Source organism: Hymenobacter monticola, from assembly GCF_022811645.1.
Classification (GTDB): Bacteria; Bacteroidota; Bacteroidia; order Cytophagales; family Hymenobacteraceae; genus Hymenobacter; species Hymenobacter monticola.
This window is the reverse complement of the sequence record NZ_CP094534.1, coordinates 3,305,828-3,329,695: the sequence shown is the minus strand read 5'-3', so window position 1 is coordinate 3,329,695 and position 23,868 is coordinate 3,305,828. Positions and strand designations below refer to the sequence as shown.

General features: G+C 62.7%; 12 protein-coding genes. All 12 read left to right on the top strand.

Annotated features, from left to right (window positions below; genetic code table 11):
* Positions 1 to 22: 22 nt before the first annotated feature.
* The gene (locus tag MTP16_RS13785; protein WP_243510212.1) at positions 23 to 2,839 is read left to right on the top strand and encodes an alpha-L-rhamnosidase; all 2,817 of its coding nucleotides are present in this window, start codon (positions 23 to 25) and stop codon (positions 2,837 to 2,839) included.
* 4 nt (positions 2,840 to 2,843) lie between these two features.
* On the top strand, positions 2,844 to 3,977 hold the full coding sequence (locus tag MTP16_RS13780; protein ID WP_243510207.1) for a glycosylase: 1,134 nt from the start codon (positions 2,844 to 2,846) through the stop codon (positions 3,975 to 3,977).
* A gap of 161 nt (positions 3,978 to 4,138) precedes the next feature.
* Positions 4,139 to 6,559: a beta-galactosidase GalB gene (gene galB, locus MTP16_RS13775; protein WP_243510204.1), complete on the top strand. Its 2,421-nt coding sequence runs from the start codon at positions 4,139 to 4,141 to the stop codon at positions 6,557 to 6,559.
* 175 nt (positions 6,560 to 6,734) lie between these two features.
* A complete protein-coding gene (locus MTP16_RS13770; protein WP_243510202.1) occupies positions 6,735 to 10,034 on the top strand; it encodes a glycoside hydrolase family 2 TIM barrel-domain containing protein in 3,300 nt (1,099 codons plus the stop codon).
* Positions 10,035 to 10,159: 125 nt separating this feature from the next.
* A complete protein-coding gene (locus tag MTP16_RS13765) occupies positions 10,160 to 11,317 on the top strand; it encodes an ABC transporter substrate-binding protein (RefSeq protein WP_243510189.1) in 1,158 nt (385 codons plus the stop codon).
* A gap of 127 nt (positions 11,318 to 11,444) precedes the next feature.
* Positions 11,445 to 13,832, top strand: coding sequence for a CaiB/BaiF CoA transferase family protein (locus MTP16_RS13760; protein WP_243510186.1), 2,388 nt, complete (start codon positions 11,445 to 11,447; stop codon positions 13,830 to 13,832).
* A complete protein-coding gene (locus tag MTP16_RS13755) occupies positions 13,822 to 15,063 on the top strand; it encodes an extracellular solute-binding protein (RefSeq protein ID WP_243510183.1) in 1,242 nt (413 codons plus the stop codon). The genes MTP16_RS13760 and MTP16_RS13755 overlap by 11 nt, the downstream gene beginning before the upstream one ends.
* The gene (locus tag MTP16_RS13750) at positions 15,056 to 16,123 is read left to right on the top strand and encodes a Gfo/Idh/MocA family protein (RefSeq protein WP_243510179.1); all 1,068 of its coding nucleotides are present in this window, start codon (positions 15,056 to 15,058) and stop codon (positions 16,121 to 16,123) included. Before MTP16_RS13755 ends, MTP16_RS13750 begins: the two co-directional genes overlap by 8 nt.
* A 129-nt stretch (positions 16,124 to 16,252) precedes the next feature.
* Positions 16,253 to 16,696 carry a MaoC/PaaZ C-terminal domain-containing protein gene (locus MTP16_RS13745; protein ID WP_243510176.1) on the top strand — a complete coding sequence of 148 codons (444 nt, stop codon included), beginning with the start codon at positions 16,253 to 16,255 and terminating at the stop codon, positions 16,694 to 16,696.
* A 63-nt stretch (positions 16,697 to 16,759) separates the two neighbouring features.
* Positions 16,760 to 18,064 carry an L-fucose:H+ symporter permease gene (gene fucP, locus MTP16_RS13740; RefSeq protein ID WP_243510173.1) on the top strand — a complete coding sequence of 435 codons (1,305 nt, stop codon included), beginning with the start codon at positions 16,760 to 16,762 and terminating at the stop codon, positions 18,062 to 18,064.
* Positions 18,065 to 18,267: 203 nt separating this feature from the next.
* Complete coding sequence (locus MTP16_RS13735; protein WP_243510170.1) at positions 18,268 to 21,672, top strand: glycosyl hydrolase; 3,405 nt, start codon at positions 18,268 to 18,270, stop codon at positions 21,670 to 21,672.
* A 4-nt stretch (positions 21,673 to 21,676) separates the two neighbouring features.
* Positions 21,677 to 23,728, top strand: coding sequence for an aceric acid hydrolase (locus MTP16_RS13730; protein ID WP_243510167.1), 2,052 nt, complete (start codon positions 21,677 to 21,679; stop codon positions 23,726 to 23,728).
* Positions 23,729 to 23,868 lie beyond the last annotated feature (140 nt).

The following is a 23,868-nucleotide window of genomic DNA, read 5'->3' as shown; positions in this document are numbered from 1 at the left end:
CGTCGCAGCGAACTTCAAGGCAATGAAAATAAGGTCTTTTCTTTCCTTCCTGCCCTCGCCTGCCGCTGCCGCCCTGCTCACGCTTATTGTACTGATTTATCATCCGGCCACGGCGCAAAAGCTGCGCGTGGCGAACCTCAAATGCGCGGACCAGCCGCACCCGCTGGGCGTGCAAGCGGCCACGCCCGCCTTGAGCTGGCAGCTACGTTCTGACCGCCGCAACGTGCGGCAAACCGCGTATCACATCCTGGTTTCGGACAGCCGCCAAGGCCTCGACAAAAACCTGGGCAATGTTTGGGACTCGGGCAAAACCCAGTCGGGCTCTTCCATTCAGGTGAGCTACGCGGGCCGGGCCCTGCAGCCGGCCACCACCTATTTCTGGAAGGTAAAAACCTGGGACAACCAGAGCGGCGCTTCGGAGTGGTCGGCCCCGGCCGAGTGGCAAACGGGCCTGTTCGCGCCTTCCGACTGGAAAGGCGCCGCCTGGATAGCCTACGAGCAGCTGCCCGCCGACCGCGTGACCGTGCTGCCCGTGGATGGCAAAAAGGACGCCTACAACGGCAACAACACCCTGCCGCTGCTGCGGAAGCAGTTCGTCGCCAAAAAGCAGCCCGTCAAAGCCACGCTGTATATCAGCGGGCTGGGCCAGTTTGAAGCCGTGTTGAACGGCCAAAAAGTCGGCAACCACTTCCTCGACCCGGGCTGGACCAAGTATGATAAGCAGGCGCAGTACGTAGCCTTCGACGTGACCAGCCAGGTAAAGGGCGGGGCCAATGCCCTGGGCGTGATGCTCGGCAACGGCTTCTACTACGTGCCCCCGGTGAAGGAGCGGTACCGCAAGCTCAAGTCGGCTTTTGGCTACCCGAAATTGATTTGCCGGCTGGCGCTAAATTTTGCCGACGGCACGCAGCAGGACGTGGTGAGCGACCCCAGCTGGCAAACCGCCGCCGGGCCGGTCACCTTCAGCAGCATCTACGGCGGCGAGGACTACAACGCCACGCTGGAGCAGGCCGGCTGGGCCACGGCCGGCTTCGACGCGCACAAGTGGCGGCCCGTCATCGCCGTCGACGGCCCCGCTGAACTGGTGGCGCAGCAGCAGGAGCCGCTGCGGGTTTTTGACACCTTTAGAGCGCAAAGCGTCGCCCAGGTCCAGCCCGGCAAGTGGGTGTACGACTACGGCCAGAACGCCTCGGGCATCATCGAGCTGCAGGTGAAAGGCCGCCGCGGCGACACCGTCCGCATTGCGCCCGCCGAGCTGCTGGCCGCCGATAAAACCATCACCCAGAAGAATGTGGGACGCGGCTTCTACTTCACCTATGTGTTGAAAGGCAACGGCGTGGAAACCTGGCGCCCGCGCTTCACCTACTACGGTTTCCGCTACGCGCAAGTAGAGGGCGGCGTGCCCAAAGGCGAAAGCAACCCGCAGCACCGGCCCGAAATTGTCGGCCTCGCAGCCTTGCACACGCGCAACGCGGCGGCGCAGGTGGGCGAGTTTTCATGCTCCAACGACCTGCTCAACCGCACGCACAAGCTCATTGACTGGTCCATCAAAAGCAACCTGGCCAGCGTGTTCACCGACTGCCCGCACCGCGAAAAGCTGGGCTGGCTGGAGGAAACCCACCTCATGGGCGCTTCCATGCGCTACGGCTACGACATTGCCGCGCTGGGCCGCAAAACCCTGGCCGACATGCGCGCCTCGCAAACGGCCGAGGGGCTGGTGCCGGAAATCGCGCCCGAGTACGTGAAGTTTGAGTGGGGCGGCGACATTTTCCGCGACTCGCCGGAGTGGGGAAGCGCCAGCATCATCCTGCCCTGGTACCTCTACCAGTGGTACGGCGACCGGCCGGCGCTGGCCGAGAACTACGAGATGATGCGTCGCTACGTGGCCTACCTCGGCACGCAGGCCAACGGCCACATCATCACCAAAGGTCTGGGCGACTGGTACGACCTCGGCCCCAAGCCGCCGGGCACCTCGCAGCTTACGCCCATGGGCGTGACGGGCACGGCCACTTACTACTACGACCTCAGCATTCTGGCCCAAATTGCCCGCCTGCTGGGCAAAACCGCCGACGCCACGGCCTACGAGCAGCTGGGTGCGGAGGTGAAAACAGCTTTCAACCAGAAGTTTTTCAACCCCGCCACTAAGCAGTACGCTACCGGCAGCCAGACCGCCAATGCCATGGCCATGTACATGGGCCTGGTGGCGCCAGCCGATAAGGCTGCGGTGATTGAAAACATCGTGCAGGACATCCGCAGCCGCGACAATACCCTGACGGCCGGCGACATCGGCTACCGCTACCTGCTGCGCGTGCTGGAAGACGCCGGCCGCTCCGACGTCATTTTTGCCATGAACAACCGCTCCGACGTGCCCGGTTATGGCTACCAGCTGGCCCACGGCGCCACGGCCCTCACCGAGTCGTGGGCCGCCCTGCCCACCGTCTCGAACAACCACTTGATGCTGGGCCACCTACAGGAATGGCTGTACGGCGGCCTGGCCGGGATTCGGCCGGCCGAAGAGTCGGTGGCTTTTGATAAAATCGACATCCGGCCCGAGCCGGTGGGCGACGTGCGCAGCGCCCGCGCCACGCACCTTTCGCCCTACGGGCTGATTGTGAGCGACTGGAAAAAAGTCGGCTACGGCTTTGCGCTGACGGTGACCATTCCGGTCAACGCCACGGCTACCATTTACCTGCCGGCCACTGCTTCGGCGCGCATCACCGAAGGCGGCCAGCCACTGGCGAAACACCCGGAGCTGCAGTCGCTGGGCTTTGCCGAGGGCCGGGCGCGGGTGAAGGTGGGCTCGGGGACTTATCATTTTGAGGTTAACTCCACCCTGTAATCGCATGAAAATCAAGCTTGCCTCCCTCTTGCTCATCAGCGGCCTGTGCCAACCGGCTTGGGCGCAGAAAGTGCTGCCCAAAGACGTGCCCGCCGCCGAGATGCAGAAGGTGTACGAGGAGGTGAAGACGCCCCACAAATACGGCCTCGTGCTGGTGACGGACGACAACCAGAAGAAAATGGACTGCCCCACGGTGTTCCGCAAAAACGGGCAGTGGTGGATGACTTACATCATCTTCGACGGGCGCGGCTACGAAACCTGGCTGGCTCAGAGCAAGGACCTGCTGAAATGGGAAACCAAGGGCAAAATCCTGGCTTTCACCGACACAACGGATTGGGACACCAACCAAAAAGCCGGCTACGTGGCCCTGCAAGATGCTAAGTGGGGCGGCAGCTACGAGTGGCAGCCCTACCAGGGCAAGTACTGGCTGTCGTACTTCGGCGGCAACTCGCGCGGCTACGAAAAGGGCCTGCTCTCCATCAGCCTCGCCTCGACCTACAAGGACCCCACCACCCTGCCCACCTGGCAGCGCCTGGCCAAGCCCGTGCTGCGCCCCGACGACAAGGATGTGCGCTGGTGGGAAAACCACACCATCTACAAAAGCTCCGTGACCTGGGACCGGGCCAAGCTCACCGGCCATCCCTTTGTGATGTACTACAACGCCAACGGCGACAGCCTCAACGCCAAGCGCGGGGCCGAGCGCATCGGCATGGCCGTGAGCGACGACATGACGCACTGGACGCGCTACCTGCGCAACCCCGTGCTCAACCACCACACCGGCATCACCGGCGACGCCTACCTGCAGAAGATGGACAGCGGCCTGTGGGTGATGTTCTACTTCGGCGCCTTCTACCCCGGCGTGAAGGGCGCCGTGAACCGCTTCGCCTGCTCCTACGACCTCACCCACTGGACCGATTGGACGGGGGCAAATTTGGTGGAGCCTTCCGAGCCTTATGATGAGCTGTTTGCCCACAAGTCCTTCGTACTGAAATACAAAGGCGTAGTGTACCACTACTACTGCGCCGTGAACAAGGCCGACCAGCGCGGCATTGCCGTGGCTACGTCAAAGGATTTGGGCAAGAGTGCGGTGGCCTTCATTGCGCCGCCAGTGAAGAAACCGAAAGAAGCCAAAAAATGAACGATGTAGAGACGCGACACTTCGCGTCTCCTGCCAGAACGACCAGAACCGCGCCGTTTGCATTCAACCCGCGCAGCCCAAACAACATCCGCAAACGCAGTTCAGCGAAGCTAACGACGCGACGCGAAGTGTCGCGTCTCTACCTCTCAAACTCCCACCCAATGTCCCGTCTGCTCATCCTGTTTCTGCTGCTGCTCGGCGCATCAAATGCGTCTTTTGGCGCACCGCCGCCAGTGCGGGTGACCACCGGCTTCAACAAAGGCTGGAAGTTCTACCTCGGGGACGAAGCCGGCGCCAAAGAAGCGTCCTTCAACGACGCCGCGTGGCGCCTACTCACGCTGCCGCACGACTGGAGCATCGAGGGAAAATTTGACGAGAAGAATCCTTCTAAACCCGAGGGCGGCGGCCTGCCCACCGGCATCGGCTGGTACCGCAAGACGTTTACCCTGCCGGCCACCACGGGCCGCAATGTGTTTGTCGAGTTCGATGGCGTGTACAAGCACAGCGAGGTATGGCTGAACGGCCATTCGCTGGGCTACCGGCCAAACGGCTACATCTCCTTCCGCTATGAGCTGACGCCCTACCTGCGCCCCAGCGGCCAGCCCAACGTGCTGGCCGTGCGCGTCGATAACTCGCCCCAGCCGGACTCGCGCTGGTACACCGGCTCAGGCATCTACCGCAACGTGCGGCTGGTGACGACGCACCAGGTAGCCGTAGATGAGTGGGGCACTTTTGTGACGACGCCCGCCGTGAGCGCGCATGCCGCCACCGTGGCCGTGCAAACCCACTTGCGCAACGCCACCGGCAAGCCTCAAACGGTGACGCTGCAAACGACATTGCTGGATAAAAGCGGCCAGGAAGTGGCGCGGCAGCTAAGCGGCGGCGTGAAGCTGAACGGCGCGACGGGCACGGTTTCGCAGAAACTTACCCTGAAGAACCCGCAGCTTTGGTCCGTGACGAAACCCTATTTATATCGAGTGAAAACAACGGTACTGGCCGGTAAAGCAGTGGCGGACGAATACGAAACGCCGCTGGGCGTGCGCACCTGCGTATTCGACAAGCAGAAAGGCTTTTTGCTGAACGGGCAACCGCTGCGCATCCAAGGCGTGAACCAGCACCACGACCTGGGGGCGCTGGGGGCGGCGTTTAACGGGCGGGCGGCCGAGCGGCAGCTGCAGCTGCTGCGCGCCATGGGCTGCAACGCCATTCGCATGTCGCACAACCCGCCCGCGCCTCAGTTGCTGGACTTGTGCGACCGCATGGGCTTTCTGGTAATGGACGAGGCGTTTGATATGTGGCAGAAAAAGAAGAACTCGCAGGACTACCACCTCGATTTCAAGCAGTGGCACCAGCGCGATTTGGAAGACCAGATTCGGCGCGACCGCAACCACCCGAGCGTATTCATCTGGAGCATCGGCAACGAAATCCGCGAGCAGTTCGACAGCACCGGCACCCGCCTGGCCCGCCAGCTGACCACCACCGTGAAGCGCCTCGACCCCACGCGACCCGTCACCTCCGCCCTCACGGAGCAGGAACCGGCCAAGAACTTCATCAGCCAGGCCGGCGTGCTCGACGTATTGAGCTTCAACTACAAGCACGCTGAATACCCCAAACTGCCCACCAGCTTCCCCGGCCAGCATTTCCTGGCAACCGAAATCGCGGCGGCTTACGAAACGCGCGGCCACTACGACCTGCCCTCCGACAGCCTGCGCATCTGGCCCAAAGACGGCAAAACCAAGCTCACCACCGGCAACGCCGACTTCACCGCCTCCAGCTACGACCACGCCGCGCCCTACTGGGGCGCCACCCATGAGGCCGCGTGGCGCGCCGTACGCAACAGCCCGTTCATTAGCGGAGCCTTCGTGTGGAGCGGCTTCGACTACCTAGGCGAGCCCCTGCCCTACCCCTGGCCGGCCCGCAGTTCGTACTTCGGCCTCATCGACCTAGCCGGCTTCCCCAAAGACGCTTACTATCTGTACCAAAGCGAATGGACCAACCAGCCCGTGCTGCACCTGCTGCCCCACTGGAACTGGCGCCCCGGCCAAACCGTGGACGTGTGGGCCTACTACAGCCAGGCCGATGAGGTAGAGCTTTTTCTCAACGGCAAGTCGCTGGGCACTAAAAAGAAAGGCCCCGACGACCTGCACGTGATGTGGCGCGTGCCCTACGCCCCTGGCACCCTGCAAGCCATTTCGCGCCGCGACGGGAAAACCGTCCTCACCAGCACCGTAAAAACCGCCGGACCTGCCGCCAAGATTGAACTCATGGCCGACCGAAGCCAGCTCCAAGCCGATGGCAAAGACCTGTCCTTCGTGACGGTGCGCGTGCTGGACGCTAATGGCAACCTGGTGCCCGACGCGGCTAATCTGGTGAAATTCACGGTGAACGGGCCGGGCTTTGTGGCGGGCGTGGATAATGGTTACCAGGCCAGTATGGAATCGTTCAAGGCGCCAGAGCGCAAGGCCTATAACGGGATGGCACTGGCCATTATTCAGACGAAGGAGCAGGGCGGACAGATTACGCTGCGGGCAGAGACCGAGGGGCTGGCGGGAGCTTCGGTGGCGCTTCAAAGCAAGCCCTGACGTGGCGCCTCCCCCCGGCCCCCTCTCCCGCGGAGAGGGGGAGCCAGACGATTAAAGAATTGACTAAAAGAGAATGACCAGAATTAATAATCAACCTTCTTCAACTAATCAGAGCCACCTGGCTCCCCCTCTCCGCGGGAGAGGGGGCCGGGGGGTGAAGCGCCACGTCTGGACGATGCTGCTTTTACTGCTGGTAAGCGCGGCCCACGCTCAGGAAGCGAGCGTCTATTTCTTCCCCAACGTCTCGCACGCCCCCACCGTCTACCCCGGCCCCGAAGCCGACGGCTACCAAGTGCCGCAGCTCACCGAAATCAACCGCGACCGGGCACGCGCCACAGCTTACTCTTTCACCTCTGAAAAAGACGCGCTGACCGGCAACCGCAGCCTCTGCTCGCGCGTGCAGCCGCTCAACGGCTTGTGGGATTTCCATTTTGCCATGAAGCCCAGTGAGGCACCCCGCGACTTCTACAAGAGCCGCGTGAAAGGCTGGAAGCAGCTGGCCGTGCCGTCGAACTGGGAGCTCAACGGCTACGACCTGCCCATTTACAAGAGTGCCAAGTACCCGTTTCGGCCCGTCGACCCGCCTTTCGTGCCGCAGGACTACAACGGCGTGGGCTCCTACCAGCGCAGTTTCACGGTACCGGCCGGCTGGCAGAATCAGAACGTGACGCTGCATTTTGGCGGCGTCAGCTCGGCGTTTAAGGTGTGGGTGAACGGCAGGTTTCTGGGCTATGGGGAGGACAGCTGCCTGCCCTCAGAATTCAACGTAACGCCGTATTTGCAAGGCGGCGAAAACGTGGTATCGGTGCAGGTAATGCGCTGGTCGGATGGAAGTTACCTCGAAGACCAGGACCACTGGCGGCTGAGCGGCATCTTCCGCGAAGTGCTGTTGCTGGCCGAGCCCAAGCTGCGCATTGCCGATTTCCACTGGCAGGCCAAACTTGATAAGGACTACAAAGACGCGGTGCTGAGCATCCGCCCACGCCTGGAGAACCTGACGGGCAACAATGACCTCGCCGGCTACCAGGTGGCGGCGCAGCTGTATAACCAGCAGGGAAAAGTTGTGCTCGAAAAGCCTTTGCAAATCACGGCTGATGGCATCCTCAACGAGAAGTACCCGCGCCTCGACAACGCCAAATTTGGCCTGCTCGAAACCACCGTGCGCAACCCGCTGAAGTGGAGCGACGAGGCCCCCAACCTTTACACGCTGGTGCTGACGCTGACCGACAAGACCGGCGCGGTGCTTGAAGCCAAAAGCTGCCGCGTGGGCTTCCGCAGCATCGAGTTTTCGAAGGAAAACGGCAAGCTGCTCATCAACGGCAAGCTGACTTACCTCTACGGCGTGAACCGCCACGACCACCACCCCACCAAGGGCATGGCCGTGAGCCGCGACGACATCCGCGAGGACGTGCGCACGCTCAAGCAGTTCAATTTCAACTGCATCCGCACCAGCCACTACCCCAACGACCCCTACTTCTACGACCTCTGCGACGAGTACGGCATCCTCGTCATTGACGAGGCCAACCTCGAAACCCACGGCCTGGGCTCGAAGCTCAGCAACGACCCGGCCTGGACCGCCGCCTACCAGGAGCGGAGCATGCGCATGGCCCTGCGCGACAAAAACCACCCCAGCGTCATTTTCTGGAGCCTGGGCAACGAGAGTGGCCGTGGCCCCAACCACGCCGCCATGGCCGCTTGGCTGCGCGATTTCGACATCACCCGGCCCATCCACTACGAGCCCGCGCAAGGCGACCCGCACCTGCCCGGCTACATCGACCCCTCGGACCCGAACTACCCCAAAAACCACGCCTACCGCATCCAGGTGCCGCGCGACCAGCCCTACGTGGACATGGTCAGCCGCATGTACCCTGGCCTGTTTACGGGCGAGCTGCTGGCCAACCAGCAGAACGGCGACACCCGCCCCATTTTCTTCTGCGAATACGCCCACTCCATGGGCAACGCCACCGGCAACATGAAGGAATTCTGGGACGGCTGGCGTGCCACCAAGCGCGTGATTGGCGGCTGCATCTGGGAGTTCAAAGACCAGGGCCTGGAGAAGAAAGACTCTACCGGCACGGCGTTCTACGCCTACGGCGGCGACTTTCAGGAGAAATACTACGACGACTTCACTATCAAGGGCATCGTGGCCTCGGATGGCAAGCCGCACGCCGCCATCTACGAGTGCAAGCGCGTGTACCAGCCGCTGGAATGCACCTTGGTGGATGCTGCCAAGGGCCTCGTGCGGGTAGAAAACCGCGCCGCGCTGCTCAACGCCGACACCTACGCTGCCACCTTGACTCTGCGTGAAAACGGCCGCGTCGTCAGCACCAAACCGCTGCCCCGGCTACGGCTAGCGGCAGGGCGCGACACCGTTATTTCCCTGGCGAAGTACCTGCCCAAGTTCAAGCCCGGCATGGAATATCTGGCCAATATTTCTTTCACCCTGCCGCAGCAAACGGCTTGGGCTGACGCGGGCCATGAGGTAGCTACCAATCAGTTAGCTCTCACCGGCCTGGCGCAGCCTAAAGCAGCTTCAGCCAAGCAGCTGGCCGTAGCTGTCAGCAATGACGCAGCCGCTTACCAACTCAGCGGCAAGGATTTTCAGGTGACCATTGATAAGGCTAGCGGGGCGCTTACCTCCTACCGCTACCGCGGCACCGAGCAGCTGGCGGCCCCACTGCTGCCCCACTTCACCCGCCCCCTCACCGACAACGACCGCCGCGGCTGGAAAGCAGACAAGAAGCTGAAAGAGTGGTTCGCGGCCGAGCCCAAATTGCAAAGCCTGACCCTCGACCAAAGCAATGCCAGCCGCCCCCGCCTCACCAGTACCTATAGTCTCATCGATGGCAAAACCACTGTGCGCGTGACCTACGCGCTGAACGGCGACGGTACCCTACGCGTGGATTACGCCCTCACGCCCGCCGCCGGCCTGCCCAATATTCCGCGGGTGGGCATGCAGCTCGGCATCAAGCGCGCTTATGATAACGTCAGCTTCTACGGCCGCGGCCCGCTGGAAAACTACATCGACCGCCGCTACGGCTTCGACGCGGGCATCTATTCACAGCCGCTCAACGAGTTTGCCGATTCTTACGTGGTGCCGATGGAGTACGCCAACCGCACCGACGTGCGCTGGATGCAGCTGGCCGACCGGCAAAATACTGGCCTGCTGGTGGTGGCCGACAGCTTGTTGAGCATGAGCGCCTGGCCTTACACCGAGCAGAACATCCGGCAAGCCCGCCACACCAACAAGCTGAAAGACGCCGGCTTCATCACCCTCAACATCGACCTGGTGCAGATGGGCGTGGGCGGCAACACCAGCTGGGACGCCCAAGCCGCGCCCATCGATAAATACCAGGTGCCGGCCAAGCCTTACAGTTACAGCTTCTACCTGCGGCCCGTGAGCGGCAAGCCGGATGCGAGCAAGCTGGCACAAAGCATCAAATTCAATAATACCGCAGAACGTCATGCGGAATAAAATAGACGTCATGCTGAGCGAAGTCGAAGCATCTCTACCGCATAACTAATCAATGCTGGTAGCAACGAAGCGGTAGAGATGCTTCGACTTCGCTCAGCATGACCTTGTAAATAGAAATAACAAAAATGCCCTCCTCCCACCTCCACCTCAAAGGCATCACCTGGAACCACAGCCGCGGCTTCGTACCGATGGCCGCCACCGCCCAGCGCTTCGCCGAGCTAAACCCCCACGTGAGCATCACCTGGGAGAAACGCTCCCTGCAGCAGTTTGCCGATGAGTCGATTCAGCAGCTGGCCGAGCGGTTCGACCTGCTGGTGATTGACCACCCGTGGGCCGGTTTTGCGGCGCGCACCGGCTCCATTCTGCCGCTGGATGAGTACCTGCCGGCCGATTTTATGGTCGACCAGCAGGCCAACACCGTGGGCCATTCCTTCGAGAGCTACAACTTCAACGGCCACCAGTGGGCGCTGCCCATCGACGCGGCCACGCCCGTGGCCGCCAGCCGCCCCGACCTGCTGGCCCAGCACGGGCTAGCTCTGCCCGAAACCTTCGCCGACCTGTTGGCCCTGGCCGACCGCGGCCTGGTGGCTTTCGCGCTCATCCCCATCGACACGCTGATGAGCTTCTACATGTTCTGCTGCTCGCTGGGCGAAGACCCCTGCCAGCGCGAGACCGAAGTGGTGAGCGAAGCAGTGGGCGTGCAGGCCCTGCAGATGTTCCGCGAGCTAGCCAGCAAGGTGGACCCGGCCTGCTTCCAGCGCAACCCCATCCAGGTGTACGAGGCCATGACGCAGACCGACGCGCTGGCCTACTGCCCCTTCGCCTACGGCTACTCCAACTACGCCCGCCGCGGCTACGCCCGCCGCCTGCTGCACTTCCACGACATGGTAAGCCTAGCACCCGGTGGCACGCGCCTGCGCAGCACGCTCGGCGGCACCGGCTTGGCCATCTCGGCCAAATGTGCCGACGTAGCCACCGCCGTGCGCTACGCCGAGTTCGTGGCCTCGCCCGCCTGCCAGCAAACGCTGTACTTCGACAACGGCGGCCAGCCCGGCCACCTCAGCGCCTGGCAGGATGCGCCGGTGAACGCCCAATCCAGCAACTACTTCGCCGCCACGCTGCCCGCTTTGCAGCGCGCCTTTCTGCGCCCGCGCTACCACGGCCACATGTTCTTCCAGGACCATGCCGGCGAGCCCGTGCGCCAGTACCTGATGAACGGCGGCGACGAGCGGGCGCTGCTACGCGAGTTGAACGAGCTGTATGTGAAATCCAAAACGATGTAGCGTGGACTCTGCGAGTCCGCGCAACGAGCGCAGCGGGTAGCTCGCGCCTACAATGCCCTCACGCTACTACTCGCTATGCTCGTTGCGCGGACTCGCAGAGTCCACGCTACATTCCAATCATACCCCCATGTCCCTTCCCCTCTCCGGTCTTTTAGTTATCGAGTTCAGCCAATTTCTGGCCGCCCCCTCAGCGGGCCTGCGGCTGGCCGACCTGGGCGCGCGCGTCATTAAAATTGAGCGGCCGGGCACCGGCGAGGCCGGCCGGCAGATTGCCATCAAAAACCTGTTTGTGGAAGGTAGCAGCCTGGTTTTTCACACCATCAACCGCAACAAGGAATCCTACGCTGCCGACCTCAAGAACCCCGATGACCTGGCCCAGGTGAAGCAGCTGCTGGCCCGCGCCGACGTGATGACCCACAACTTCCGGCCGGGCATCATGGAGAAAATCGGCCTGGGCTACGACGACGTGCGCGCCTTGAACCCGCGCCTTGTCTACGGTGTGGTGACGGGCTACGGCTCCACCGGCCCTTGGGCCACCAAGCCGGGACAGGATTTGCTGATTCAGTCGATGTCGGGCCTCACGTATTTGTCGGGCACGAAAGACGATGGGCCGACGCCTTTTGGCATTGCCGTGGCCGATATTATCTGCGGCTCGCACTTCGCGCAGGGGCTGCTGGCCGCGCTGCTTAAGCGCGACCGCACCGGCCGGGGCGCGCTGGTTGAGGTAAGCTTGCTGGAATCGGTGCTCGACATGCAGTTTGAGCTGCTCACCACCCACCTGAACGACGGCGGCCAGCTCCCGCAGCGCGGCGCGGCCCGCGGCACCGCCCACCCCTACCTGAGCGCCCCCTACGGCATCTACCAAACCCAGGACGGCTACCTGGCGCTGGCCATGGGCAACCTGGATAAGCTCGACGCCACGCTGAAGCTGGATATTCTAACCGATTACCCCACCGCCAGCTCCTGGTTTGATGGCCGCGACGACATCAGCGCCCGCCTTGCTACTGCTTTGCGCGAAGCCCCCACCGCCACCTGGCTGGCGAAGCTGGAGCCGCTGGGCATCTGGTGTGCCGAGGTGCTGAACTACCAGCAAGCCACCCGCAGCCCCGGCTTCGAGGTATTGGGCATGAAGCAACTGGTGAAGCTTAGCGACGGGCAGCAATTGGCTACCACCCGCTGCCCCATTCGGATTGATGGGGAGAAGCTGTATTCGGATAAGGCCGCGCCGAAGCCGGGGCATGATACAGCGGCCATTGGCGAGGAGTTTGGGCTGGTCGGCTCTTTTTCGCACCAGGCTTCTGATTCGCAAACGTTTCGCAACGCACAAAACCTGCTGGAAACCGACAGCCAGAAGCCCCTCGCCGGCCTAATGGTGGTCGATTTCAGCCAGTTCCTCTCCGGCCCCTCGGCCGCCCTGCGGCTGGCTGACATGGGGGCGCGCGTTATCAAAATAGAGCGGCCCGAAACGGGCGACATCTGCCGTCACCTTTACACCTCGAACGTCATCATGAATGGCGAGTCGTCGGTGTTTCACGCCATCAACCGCAACAAGGAAAGCTTCGCCGTCGACCTCAAGAACGAGGATGACAAGGCCCAAGTGTGGGAGCTGCTGCGCCGCGCCGATGTAGTGATGCACAACTACCGCCCCGGCGTGATGGAGCGCCTGGGTTTCGACTACGCCCGCGTGCAAGCGCAGAACCCCAGCGTGGTGTACGGCGAGATTTCCGGCTATGGCTCCGAAGGCCCCTGGCGCGACAAACCCGGCCAGGACCTGCTGCTGCAATCCGTGTCGGGCCTAACCTGGCTGAGCGGCAACGCCGACGCCGGCCCCGTGCCCATGGGTTTGTCCATCGTGGACATGCTGGCGGGGGCCCACCTGGCGCAAGGGCTGCTGGCCTGCCTGGTGCGGCGCGGCCGGAGCAGCGCGGGTGGGCTGGTGCAGGTGAGCATGCTGGAATCGGCCTTCGACTTTCAGTTCGAAACCATCACCACTTTTTTCAACGACGGGGGCGCCCTGCCCGAGCGGACCCAACACAACAACGCCCACGCCTACCTCGGCGCGCCCTACGGCGTCTACCAAACCAGCAACGGCATTTTGGCCCTAGCCATGGGCTCGATACCAAAGCTGGGCCATTTGCTGGGCTGCGAGCCGCTGCTCAGCTACCCCGAACCCGCCCAAGCCTTTACCCAGCGCGACGAGATAAAAGCCACGCTGGCCACGCACCTGCGCACTAACACCACCGAAGCCTGGCTGGCCGTGCTGGAACCTGCCGATATCTGGTGTGCCAACGTGCTGACCTGGGACAAGCTGCTGGCCCACGAAGGCTTCGCAGCGCTGAACATGGTGCAGGAAGTGACGATGGCCGACGGCTACCAGTACCGCACCACCCGCTGCCCCATCCGCTTCGACGGCGAGCTGCTGACCTCGCCCATCGGTTCGCCCCAGCTGGGCCAGGACAACGCCGCCATCCTGGCCGAAATCGCCACCTCCCAACCCGCCCGCTATGACGCCTGAGCCCGCCGTTTTCCGCATTGCCGTGCGCAAGTTTGGCCCGTTTGAAAGTGCCACGGCGAAGCTATGGGCCAGCTTTTGCCAGGAAACTGGCTGCCCGCTGGCCGTGGAGATGGTGCCCATGGATTTGCACGAGCTACACGCCAGCCTGCTCACGGATGAAGGCTTGAAAAACGGCGCTTGGGACGTGGCCCACATCAACACCGACTGGCTGGCCGAAGCCCACGCCGCCGGGGCCCTCGAAAACCTAACGCCCTACCTCACCGCGAACCCGCCCGCCGACTTTCCGCAGGGCTGGAGCCCCTCGCTGCTGGGAATGCAGCAATTTGGAGACACCGTGCTGGGCCTGCCCTTTCACGATGGGCCGGAATGCCTCATCTACCGTCGCGACTTATTCGAGAACCCCGCCGAGCAAGCGGCCTTCCGGCAACAGCATGGCCGGCCGTTGCAAGTGCCCGAAACCTGGGAGGATTTTCAAACCGTGGCGCGCTTCTTCCAGCGCCCGGCCGATAACCTGTCCGGCTTCGTAGCCGCCGGCTTCCCCGATGGCCACAACACGGTTTTTGACTTCTGCCTGCACCTCTGGACGCGCGCGGGCCAGCTGGTTGACAGCCAAGGCCGGGTTCGCATCGACGGCGCCGCAGCCATCGAAGGCCTGGCTTTCTACCGGCAGCTGCTGCGCGACCAAACGGCCGGGCATCCGCAGACCATGCACTATGAATCGGTGGCGGCGGGTCAGGCGTTTGCGCGGGGCGAGGCCGCGCTGATGGTCAACTGGTTTGGGTTTGCGGCGGTATGCGACGTGGACGCCGCCTGCCCGGTGCGCGGCCAGGTCGATATTGCCCCGATTCCGCACGGCGCGGGCGGGCAGTCGGCTTCGCTGAACGTGTACTGGCTCTACGCCATTGGCGCTGGTAGCCGGCACAAGGCCGTGGCGTACGAGTTTCTGCGCTACGCCACCCGGCCCGAAAACGACAAACTGCTGACGCTGGAAGGCGGCATTGGCTGCCGGATTTCGACCTGGCACGACGCCGACATCAACGCCCTCGTGCCCTACTACCACAAGCTGGAGCAGCTGCATCAGCAAGCCGAAACCCTGCCCCGCCACACCAACTGGGCGCGCATCGCAGCTATTATTGACGAGGTGGTATTGCAAGCCATCAACACCGACGCGCCCGTGGCCGAGCTGCTCGCCGCCGGCCAGGAAAAAATCAATTCGCTCGACCATGTTTAACATCGACAGCCACGAAATCAACTACCTGCCCGTGCTGCCGCAGCGGCCACTGCCCATCGTCATCATTGGCGCCGGCGGCATCGTGAACGACGCGCATTTGCCGGCCTACCGCAAGGCCGGTTTTGCAGTTGTAGGCATCACCAACCGCACCCGCGCCCGGGCCGAGAAGCTGGCCGCCGCCTGGGGCATCCCGCACGTGTACGATTCGGTGGCCGAGGCCGTGGCCCACGCGCCCGCCAACGCCGTGTACGACATCACCATCATGCCCGAGCAGTTTGTGGAGACGCTGGAGCAACTGCCCGACGGAGCGGGCGTGCTGATTCAGAAGCCCATGGGCGACTACTTCTGGCAGAGCCAGGAAATCCTGGACGTGTGCCGCCGCAAGAACCTGGTGGCCGCCATCAACTGCCAGCTGCGCTTTGCGCCCTACGTGTCCGCCGCCCGCGAGATGCTGCGCCAGGGCCTCATCGGCGAGCTGTACGACCTAGAAGTGCGCGTGACGCTGGAAACGCCCTGGGAGCTGTTCCCCCACGTGATGGTGCACCCGCGCCTCGAAATTCAGTACCACAGCATCCACTACATCGACCTGATTCGCAGCTTCCTGGGCGAGCCAAACCGAGTTATGGCCAAGACCTTGCGGCATCCGGCCAAGGCGCTGTCGTCGTCGCGCTCCACCATTCTGTTCGACTACGGCGACACCATGCACGCCGTCATCAACACCAACCACGACCACTCTTTCGGCCCCGAAAACCAGGAGAGCTTCATCAAGTGGGAAGGCACTAAAGGCGCCATTAAGGCCCGCATGGGCCTGCTGATGGACTACCCGAACGGCGTGCCCGACAAGTTCGAATATTGCCTCATGCGCGAAGACGAAAAGCCGGTGTGGCACACTGTGGCGCTGGAAGGTTCCTGGTTTCCGGATGCCTTCATGGGCACGATGGGCAGCCTGATGCGCTACAAAAACGGCGAAACCGACGTGCTGCCCACCAGCGTGGAAGACGTGATAAAAACCATGGCCGTGGTAGAGGCCGCCTACGCTTCGAGCGACGGCAAACAGTAGCTTGGACTCTGCGAGTCCGAGCGCGAGCGCAGCGAGCATCTGCGCCAAGGTAAATTTTCTAAACCACGCAAACGCAGATGCTCGCTGCGCTCGCGCTCGGACTCGCAGAGTCCAAGCTACTTCTCTCTCATGTACTTCAAATCGACCTTTTTCGAAGACTACACCCTCGGCGACAAGCGCGTGACCCTCGGCCGCACCATTACTGAAACCGACTTCGTGGTACACGCCGGGCATACGGGCGACTTTTTCCCCCACCACCTCGACGCGGAGTGGTGCAAAACCCAGCCGTTTGGCCAGCGCATCGCGCACGGCACCATGATTTTCAGCATCGGCATCGGCCTCACTGCCTCCGAAATCAACCCCGAAGCCTTCTCCAAAGGCTACGACCGACTGCGCTTTGTGAAGCCCGTGTTCATCGGCAGCACCATCCACTCCGAAGTCACGATTTCGGCCAAGGAGGAAGGCAAAAAGCCCGGCTACGGCACCGTGACCGAGCACGTGGAAGTCATTAACGAGCACGGCGAAGTGGTGCTGGCCTGCGACCACCTACTGGTGGTGAAATTACGCGGCTAGCAGAGCCACATGGCCTCCACTCCTGCGCAACTACCTCTTTAACCTACTCAAACGCCCACCCCAATGGCCCTCGCCCCAAGCTCCACTCCCACCGTCACGCTGTCCGATAGCTCCGGCGATGGCCACCGCTTTCTGTTTCCGTTCATCCTGGTGGTGGGCGTATTCTTTCTCTGGGGCATGGCGCACAGCCTCGATTCTATTCTGATTCCGCACCTCCAGAAAGCCTGCCAGCTCAACAACCGGCAGTCGACGCTGGTGGACACAGCCGTGTTTCTGGCGTATTTTCTGATGGCCATTCCGGCCGGCATCCTGCTGAAGCGACTGGGCTACAAGGCCACTATTATTCTAGGCTTGCTCGCCTTTGCGGGCGGGGCCTTCCTGTTCGTGCCCGCCGCCGATGCCCGCTCCTACGGCCTGTTTCTGACTGCGCTGTTCATCATCGGCTGCGGCCTGACCACGCTGGAAACGGCCGCCAACCCCTACGCCGCCGTGCTCGGCCCGCCGGAGTCCTCCACGAGCCGGCTGAACCTGGCGGCGTCCTTCAACGGGCTGGCCGTGTTTGTAGCGCCCATCATCGGGGCCAACATGATTTTGTCGGGCAAGGAGTACAGCAAGGACCAGCTGGCCGCCATGAGCGAGGCCGCCCGTACCACCTACCTCAACCACGAGGCCGCCGCCGTGAAGTTGCCCTATCTGGTGCTGGGCGGCGTGCTGGTGGCTGTGGCCGTGCTCTTCTTTTTCAGCCGCCTGCCCGAAGTGAAGGCCGCCGAAGCCGAGCCCTCGTCGGGTGGAGGCTTCTTCGCAGTGCTCAAGCATAGGCACCTTACCTGGGCCGTGGTGGCGCAGTTTTTCTACGTAGGGGCGCAGGTGTGCGTCACCAGCTTTTTCATTCGGATGGCCAAGCAGGGTGCGGGAGTAGATGAAAAAACGGCCAGCTACTACCTGGCCGTGTACGGGCTGCTGTTCATGGTGGGCCGCTTCATTGGCACCGCTTTGCTGAAGTACATCGCCTCGCAGAAGCTGCTCTCGGTTTATGCGGTGGTCGCCATGGCGCTGTGCGCGGTGGCCGTGTTCGGCGACGGGGCTTATGTCATCTACGCCTTGGGCGGACTGGGCTTTTTTATGAGTATTATGTTCCCCACCATTTTCGCCCTGGGCATCGCCGGCCTCGGCGACGACACCAAGCCAGGTTCGTCGTGGCTGGTGATGTCCATCGTGGGCGGCGCCATCATGCCCCCGCTTATGGGCACGCTCATCGACCTGCGCGGCGACAATATTCAGATTGGCTACCTCATCCCGATGGTGTGCTACCTGGTGATTCTGCTGTTTGGCATGTACGGCTACCGGGTGAAAGGGCGGCTGGTATGACCCCACCCCCGGCATCGTTAACCCCACCCCCGGCCCCTCCCCTCCGGGGGAGGGGAGCCTGACGTTAAAGGCTCATACAGATGATTATCAATAAAAAAATTAGCCCTACTGTCTTAGCATCAGGCTCCCCTCCCCCAGAGGGGAGGGGCCGGGGGTGGGGTTTGGCGTTTGGGCTACTCCTGGCGTGCGCCCTGCCGGCCCCGGTGTGCGCCCAGCAGGCGCCCGATTTAGAATCCGTCTTCAAAAACCCGCCGGAAGCGGCACGGCCGTGGGTGTTTTGGTACTGGATGAACGGAGCCGTGACCCCGGCCGGCATCACCGCCGACCTGGAAGCCATGAAGGAAGCCGGCATCGGCGGGGCATATCTGATGCCGATAAAGGATGTGGAAAACCCGCCGGCCATTTCGCCGCCCGCCCGGCAGCTCTCGCCGCAATGGTGGGCTATGGTGAAGCACTCCATGCAGGAAGCCGACCGACTGGGCCTGAAACTGGCCATGCACGTGAGCGACGGTTTTGCGCTGGCCGGCGGGCCATGGATAACGCCGGAGCTGTCGATGCAGCACGTGGTATCGGCCCAAACGCAAGTGACCGGCGGCAAAAAGCTGAGCCTGACGCTGCCCCAGCCGCCCCGAATGCAGGGCTACTACCGCGACGTGGCGGTGTACGCCTTTCCCACTCCAATCGGTAGCGGTGTTTCAACAGCCACGATTAAGCCTACCATAACCAGCAGCCTGACCGGCGAAAACCTGGAGCTACTGGCCACGGCTGGCAATAAGAAAGGCTTCAAAACCAGCGAATCGGGCTGGATTCAGTACGCCTTCGACCAGCCCTTCACCTGCCGCTCTATCCGCATCCGGTCCAACGGCTATAACTACCAAGCCAACCGCCTGCGGGTGGAAGTGAGCGACGACGGCCGTACTTATAGTGAGGTGACACGGCTGCAGCCCCCCCGCAGCGGCTGGCAGGACAGCAGCGCCGTGACCCACGCGCTGCCTGCCACCACGGCCCGGTTTTTCCGGTTTGCCTACGACCCCGCCGGCTCGGAGCCGGGCGCCGAAGACCTTGACGCGGCCAAGTGGAAGCAAAGCCTGAAAGTGTCGGAAATCCAGCTGTCGGGTGAGGCGCACATTCACCAGTTCGAGGGCAAAAACGGCGACGTGTGGCGCGTGAGCCAGCGCACCACGCCCGCCCAACTGCCCCACGCGCAGTGCGTGCCGCTGAGCAAAATCCTCAACCTGACCGACAAGCTCGACGCCAACGGCCGCCTGACCTGGACCGCGCCGCCCGGCCGCTGGACCATCCTGCGCATGGGCCACACCAGCACCGGCCAAATCAACACCACCGGCGGCGGCGGGCGCGGGCTGGAGTGCGACAAGTTCAACCCCGCCGCCGTGAGCCTGCAGTTCGACAAGTGGTTTGGCGAGGCCGTGCGGCAGGGCGGGCCGGAGTTGGCGGCGCGGGTGCTCAAGGTCTTCCACGTCGACAGCTGGGAGTGCGGCTCGCAGAACTGGTCGGCCAACTTTCCATCGGAGTTCAAGCAGCGGCGCGGCTACGACCTGCTGCCCTGGCTGCCCGTGATGGCCGGCGTGCCGCTGGGCAGCGCCGACCAGTCGGAGCGGGTGCTGTTCGATGTGCGCCAGACCATTGCAGAGCTGGTGAACGATAAGTTTTATGTAACGCTAAAGGAATTGGCGCACGCCAAAGGCTGCACATTTTCCGCCGAGGCCATCGCGCCCACCATGGTGAGCGACGGCCTGCTGCACTACCAGCACGCCGACGCGCCGATGGGTGAATTCTGGCTGCGCAGCCCCACCCACGACAAGCCCAACGACATGCTCGACGCCGTGTCGGGCGCGCACATCTACGGCAAAAAAATTGTGCAGGCCGAGGCTTTCACGGAGCTGAAACTGGCCTGGGACGAACATCCCGGCATGCTCAAAGCCTTGCAAGACCGTAACTACGCGCTGGGTGTCAACCGCCTGGTGTACCACGTGTTCGTGCACAACCCCTGGCTCGACCGCAAGCCGGGCATGACGCTGAGCAGCATCGGCCTGTTTTTCCAGCGCGACCAAACCTGGTGGAAACCCGGCCGCGCCTGGGTCGACTATGCCCGCCGCTGCCAGGCGCTGCTGCAGCTCGGCCGCCCGGTGGTAGACGTGGCCGTGTTTACGGGCGAGGAAACGCCGCGCCGGGCCATCCTGCCCAACCGCTTGGTGAATGACCTGCCCGGCATTCTCGGCCCGCAAGCTGTGGCCGCCGAGCAAAAGCGCCTTGCCAACGCGGGCCTGCCCATGCGCGAGCAACCCGAAAAAGTATCTGCCTCGGCCAACATGGAAACGGCCGACATGCTGGTGGACCCGCTGCACGGCTACCAATACGATTCCTTCAACAAGGACGCGCTGCTGCGGCTGGCGAAGGTAGAAAACGGCCGCATCGTTCTGCCGGGCGGCGCCAGCTACGGCCTGCTGGTGGTGCCTGGTGCGCTGAAAATGAGTCCGGATAGCAGCGCTATGTCACCGGAAGTGGCGAAGAAGCTTCGGGAGCTAGTAGATGCTGGAGCCGCGGTGTTGCTCAACCGGCAGCCCAATCATTCGCCATCATTTCAGAACTACCCCACTGCTGATGTAGCGGTGCAACAAGAGATAACAAAATTTGCAGCACTAGCGGATACTGTAACATTGCCTGACCCTATTAGCAGACGCGGTGATGGCCTCGTGCTACGTGGCCCCTACACTCGTGCTTCCTTCGCATCGTTAGGGCGAGGGTTAGCTCCCGATGTAACCGCCAACGCTACCAGCGGCCAACGCGCCAATGGCATCGCCTGGACGCACCGCACCGCGCCGAATTTCGACATCTATTTCATTTCCAACCAGCTCGATTCGGCTCGCACCATCGACCTCAGTTTGCGCGTAGCGGGCCGCAAGCCGGAATTGTGGGATGCCGTAACCGGTGAAACTCGCCCGGCTTCCGCTTGGAAAACTGAAAACGGCCGCACGCTGCTGCCGCTTCACCTGGACCGCAACGGTTCTGTTTTCGTGGTTTTCCGCGAGCCGAGCACGCAGACTGGCACCCACGCGGGTGTGAACTGGACGGAAACGCGGCCGGTGCAGACCCTGAACGGGGCTTGGCAAGTGCGCTTCGACCCCACAATGGGCGGTCCGGCGCAGCCGGTGGCCTTCGCTCAACTCACCGATTGGAGCAAGCACCCGAATGCGGCCATCAGCCATTATTCCGGCACCGCCGAGTACAGCCAAACTTTCAAGTGGAAACCGGCGAAAGGGACGCAGCAGCGCGTGTGGTTGGAATTGGGCCAGCTCGCCAACATCGCCGAAGTGCAGCTAAACGGCAAGCCCTGCGGCATTGCCTGGACGGCCCCCTACCGCCTCGACATCACCGACGCCATCCGGAAAGGCGACAACGAGCTTCGCATCCTCGTCACCAACACCTGGGCCAACCGCCTCATCGGTGACCAAAGCCTGCCGCCCGAAAAGCGCCTCACCCAAACCACGGCCGCTTCGCCGGCCGCCAACAAGCCGCTGCTGCCGGCCGGCCTGCTGGGCCCCGTGCGCCTCAGCACCAGCCAATCTACTGACTCGCAAACCCACTAACTGTATGAACGTGTCAAATTCTGTAATTCGCCTGGGTATTCTCGGGCTTGGTCTGGCCTTGGCAGCTGTGCCCGCGAAGGCGCAGCAAAAGGCCCTCGTGAACACGTCGACCAGCACTCACGCCAAGCTGAGCAGCGTGGACATGGGCAGCGTGCAGTGGACTAATGGCTTCTGGGCCGAGCGGTTCGACGTGTGCCAGAAGTCGATGATTCCGACGATGTGGGCGCTCTACCACTCCGACCGCAACCACGCCTACAAGAACTTCGAGATTGCGGCCGGCCTGGAGAAAGGGGAGCACAAGGGTCCTCCCTTCCACGACGGCGATTTCTTCAAGCTGTTGGAAGCACTGTCGGCCTCTTACGCCGTGACGCACGACCCCAAGCTGGACCAGCAGCTCGACGAGGCCATTGCGCTGGTGGTGAAAGTACAGCGGCCCGATGGCTACATCAGCACCCAGAGCACCATTGCGGAGCTGAACAATCCGAGCCAGAAGGCCGCATTTAAAAACCGGCTGAATTTCGAGACCTACAACCTGGGCCACCTGATGACGGCCGGCTGCGTGCACTACCGCGCCACGGGCAAGACCACGCTGCTAAATGCCGCGAAGAAAGCCACTGACTACCTGTACAACTTCTACAAAACGGCCTCGCCCGAGTTGGCTCGCAACGCCATCTGCCCAGCGCACTACATGGGCGTGGTGGAGATGTACCGCACCACCCGCGACCCGCGCTACCTGGAGCTGGCCAAGAGCCTGATTGACATCCGCGGGCTGGCGGCCGACATCGGCACCGACGACAACCAGGACCGCATTCCGTTCCGCCAGATGCAGAAGGCCGGCGGCCACGCCGTGCGGGCCAACTACCTCTTTGCCGGCGCGGCCGACGTGTACGCCGAAACCGGCGACGCGACCCTGCTCACGACCCTGAACAAGATGTGGGACGACGTGACCCAGCATAAAATGTACGTGACCGGTGCCTGCGGGGCGTTGTACGACGGCGTGTCGCCCGACGGCACGGCCTACAAGCCCGATACGGTGCAGAAAATCCACCAAGCTTACGGGCGCGACTACCAGCTGCCCAACTACACTGCCCACGGCGAAACCTGCGCCAACATCGGCAACGTGCTCTGGAACTGGCGCATGCTGCAAGTGACCGGCGACGCCAAGTACGCCGACGTACTGGAAACCGCCCTCTACAACAGCGTGCTCTCCGGCATCAGCCTCGACGGCCAGCGCTTCCTCTACACCAATCCGCTGGCGTATTCCGACGCGCTGCCCTTCCACCAGCGCTGGTCCAAGGACCGGGTCGACTACATCAGCCTCTCCAATTGCTGCCCGCCCAACGTGGTGCGCACCATCGCGGAGGTGAACAACTACGTGTACAGCACTTCCGACAAAGGCCTGTGGGTGAACCTCTACGGCGGCAGCACCCTGAACACCAAGCTGAAAGATGGTGCTCCGCTGAAGCTGCGCCAGGAAACCAATTACCCCTGGGACGGCGCCGTGAAGCTCACGCTGGACCAGGCGCCCAAGAAGGCGTTTTCGATGTTTTTGCGGGTGCCGGGCTGGTGCGAGGGCGCCACGGTGCTCGTCAACGGCAAGCCCGTGGCGGCCACGCTCACGCCCGGCAGCTACGCCGAAATCAACCGCCAGTGGAAAGCAGGCGACCGGGTGGAGCTAAGCCTGCCCATGCCCGCCCAGCTCGTGGAAGCCAACCCTTTGGTGGAGGAAACCCGCAACCAGGTAGCCGTGAAGCGCGGCCCCATCGTGTACTGCCTCGAAGCCAAGGACCTGCCGGCCAGCCAGAAGCTCTCGGGCCTCACGCTGCCCGCGGCGGCCAGCTTCACACCGCAGCACCAGCAGGTGGAAAACAGCGACGTTGTATTCCTCACCGGCCAGGCCACGCTCATGCCCGCAGCGGCGCAGTGGGGCTCGCAGCTTTACCGCAAGCTGCCCGCCGAAAAGCCCGCCACGGTCCCGGTCACGCTCATCCCCTACTACGCCTGGGGCAACCGCGGCCATGCCGATATGGAGGTGTGGATTCCGGTGAGTCGGTAGATTTTGGAACGGTGTAGAGACGCAATATTTTGCCTCTCGTCGTTGAACGACCGGAACCTCACTAAACCGCGCAGATTAAACAACATCAGCAACGACGAGACGCAAAATATTGCGTCTCTACCTCTTGCGGTCACTTGAAG

Excerpts from the sequence above, each read along its gene's own strand:
- MTP16_RS13785 (WP_243510212.1), top strand. The coding sequence starts at position 23 with ATGAAAATAAGGTCTTTTCTTTCCTTCCTGCCCTCGCCTGCCGCTGCC.
- MTP16_RS13780 (WP_243510207.1), top strand. The coding sequence starts at position 2,844 with ATGAAAATCAAGCTTGCCTCCCTCTTGCTCATCAGCGGCCTGTGCCAA.
- galB (WP_243510204.1), top strand. The coding sequence starts at position 4,139 with ATGTCCCGTCTGCTCATCCTGTTTCTGCTGCTGCTCGGCGCATCAAAT.
- MTP16_RS13770 (WP_243510202.1), top strand. The coding sequence starts at position 6,735 with ATGCTGCTTTTACTGCTGGTAAGCGCGGCCCACGCTCAGGAAGCGAGC.
- MTP16_RS13765 (WP_243510189.1), top strand. The coding sequence starts at position 10,160 with ATGCCCTCCTCCCACCTCCACCTCAAAGGCATCACCTGGAACCACAGC.
- MTP16_RS13760 (WP_243510186.1), top strand. The coding sequence starts at position 11,445 with ATGTCCCTTCCCCTCTCCGGTCTTTTAGTTATCGAGTTCAGCCAATTT.
- MTP16_RS13755 (WP_243510183.1), top strand. The coding sequence starts at position 13,822 with ATGACGCCTGAGCCCGCCGTTTTCCGCATTGCCGTGCGCAAGTTTGGC.
- MTP16_RS13750 (WP_243510179.1), top strand. The coding sequence starts at position 15,056 with ATGTTTAACATCGACAGCCACGAAATCAACTACCTGCCCGTGCTGCCG.
- MTP16_RS13745 (WP_243510176.1), top strand. The coding sequence starts at position 16,253 with ATGTACTTCAAATCGACCTTTTTCGAAGACTACACCCTCGGCGACAAG.
- fucP (WP_243510173.1), top strand. The coding sequence starts at position 16,760 with ATGGCCCTCGCCCCAAGCTCCACTCCCACCGTCACGCTGTCCGATAGC.
- MTP16_RS13730 (WP_243510167.1), top strand. The coding sequence starts at position 21,677 with ATGAACGTGTCAAATTCTGTAATTCGCCTGGGTATTCTCGGGCTTGGT.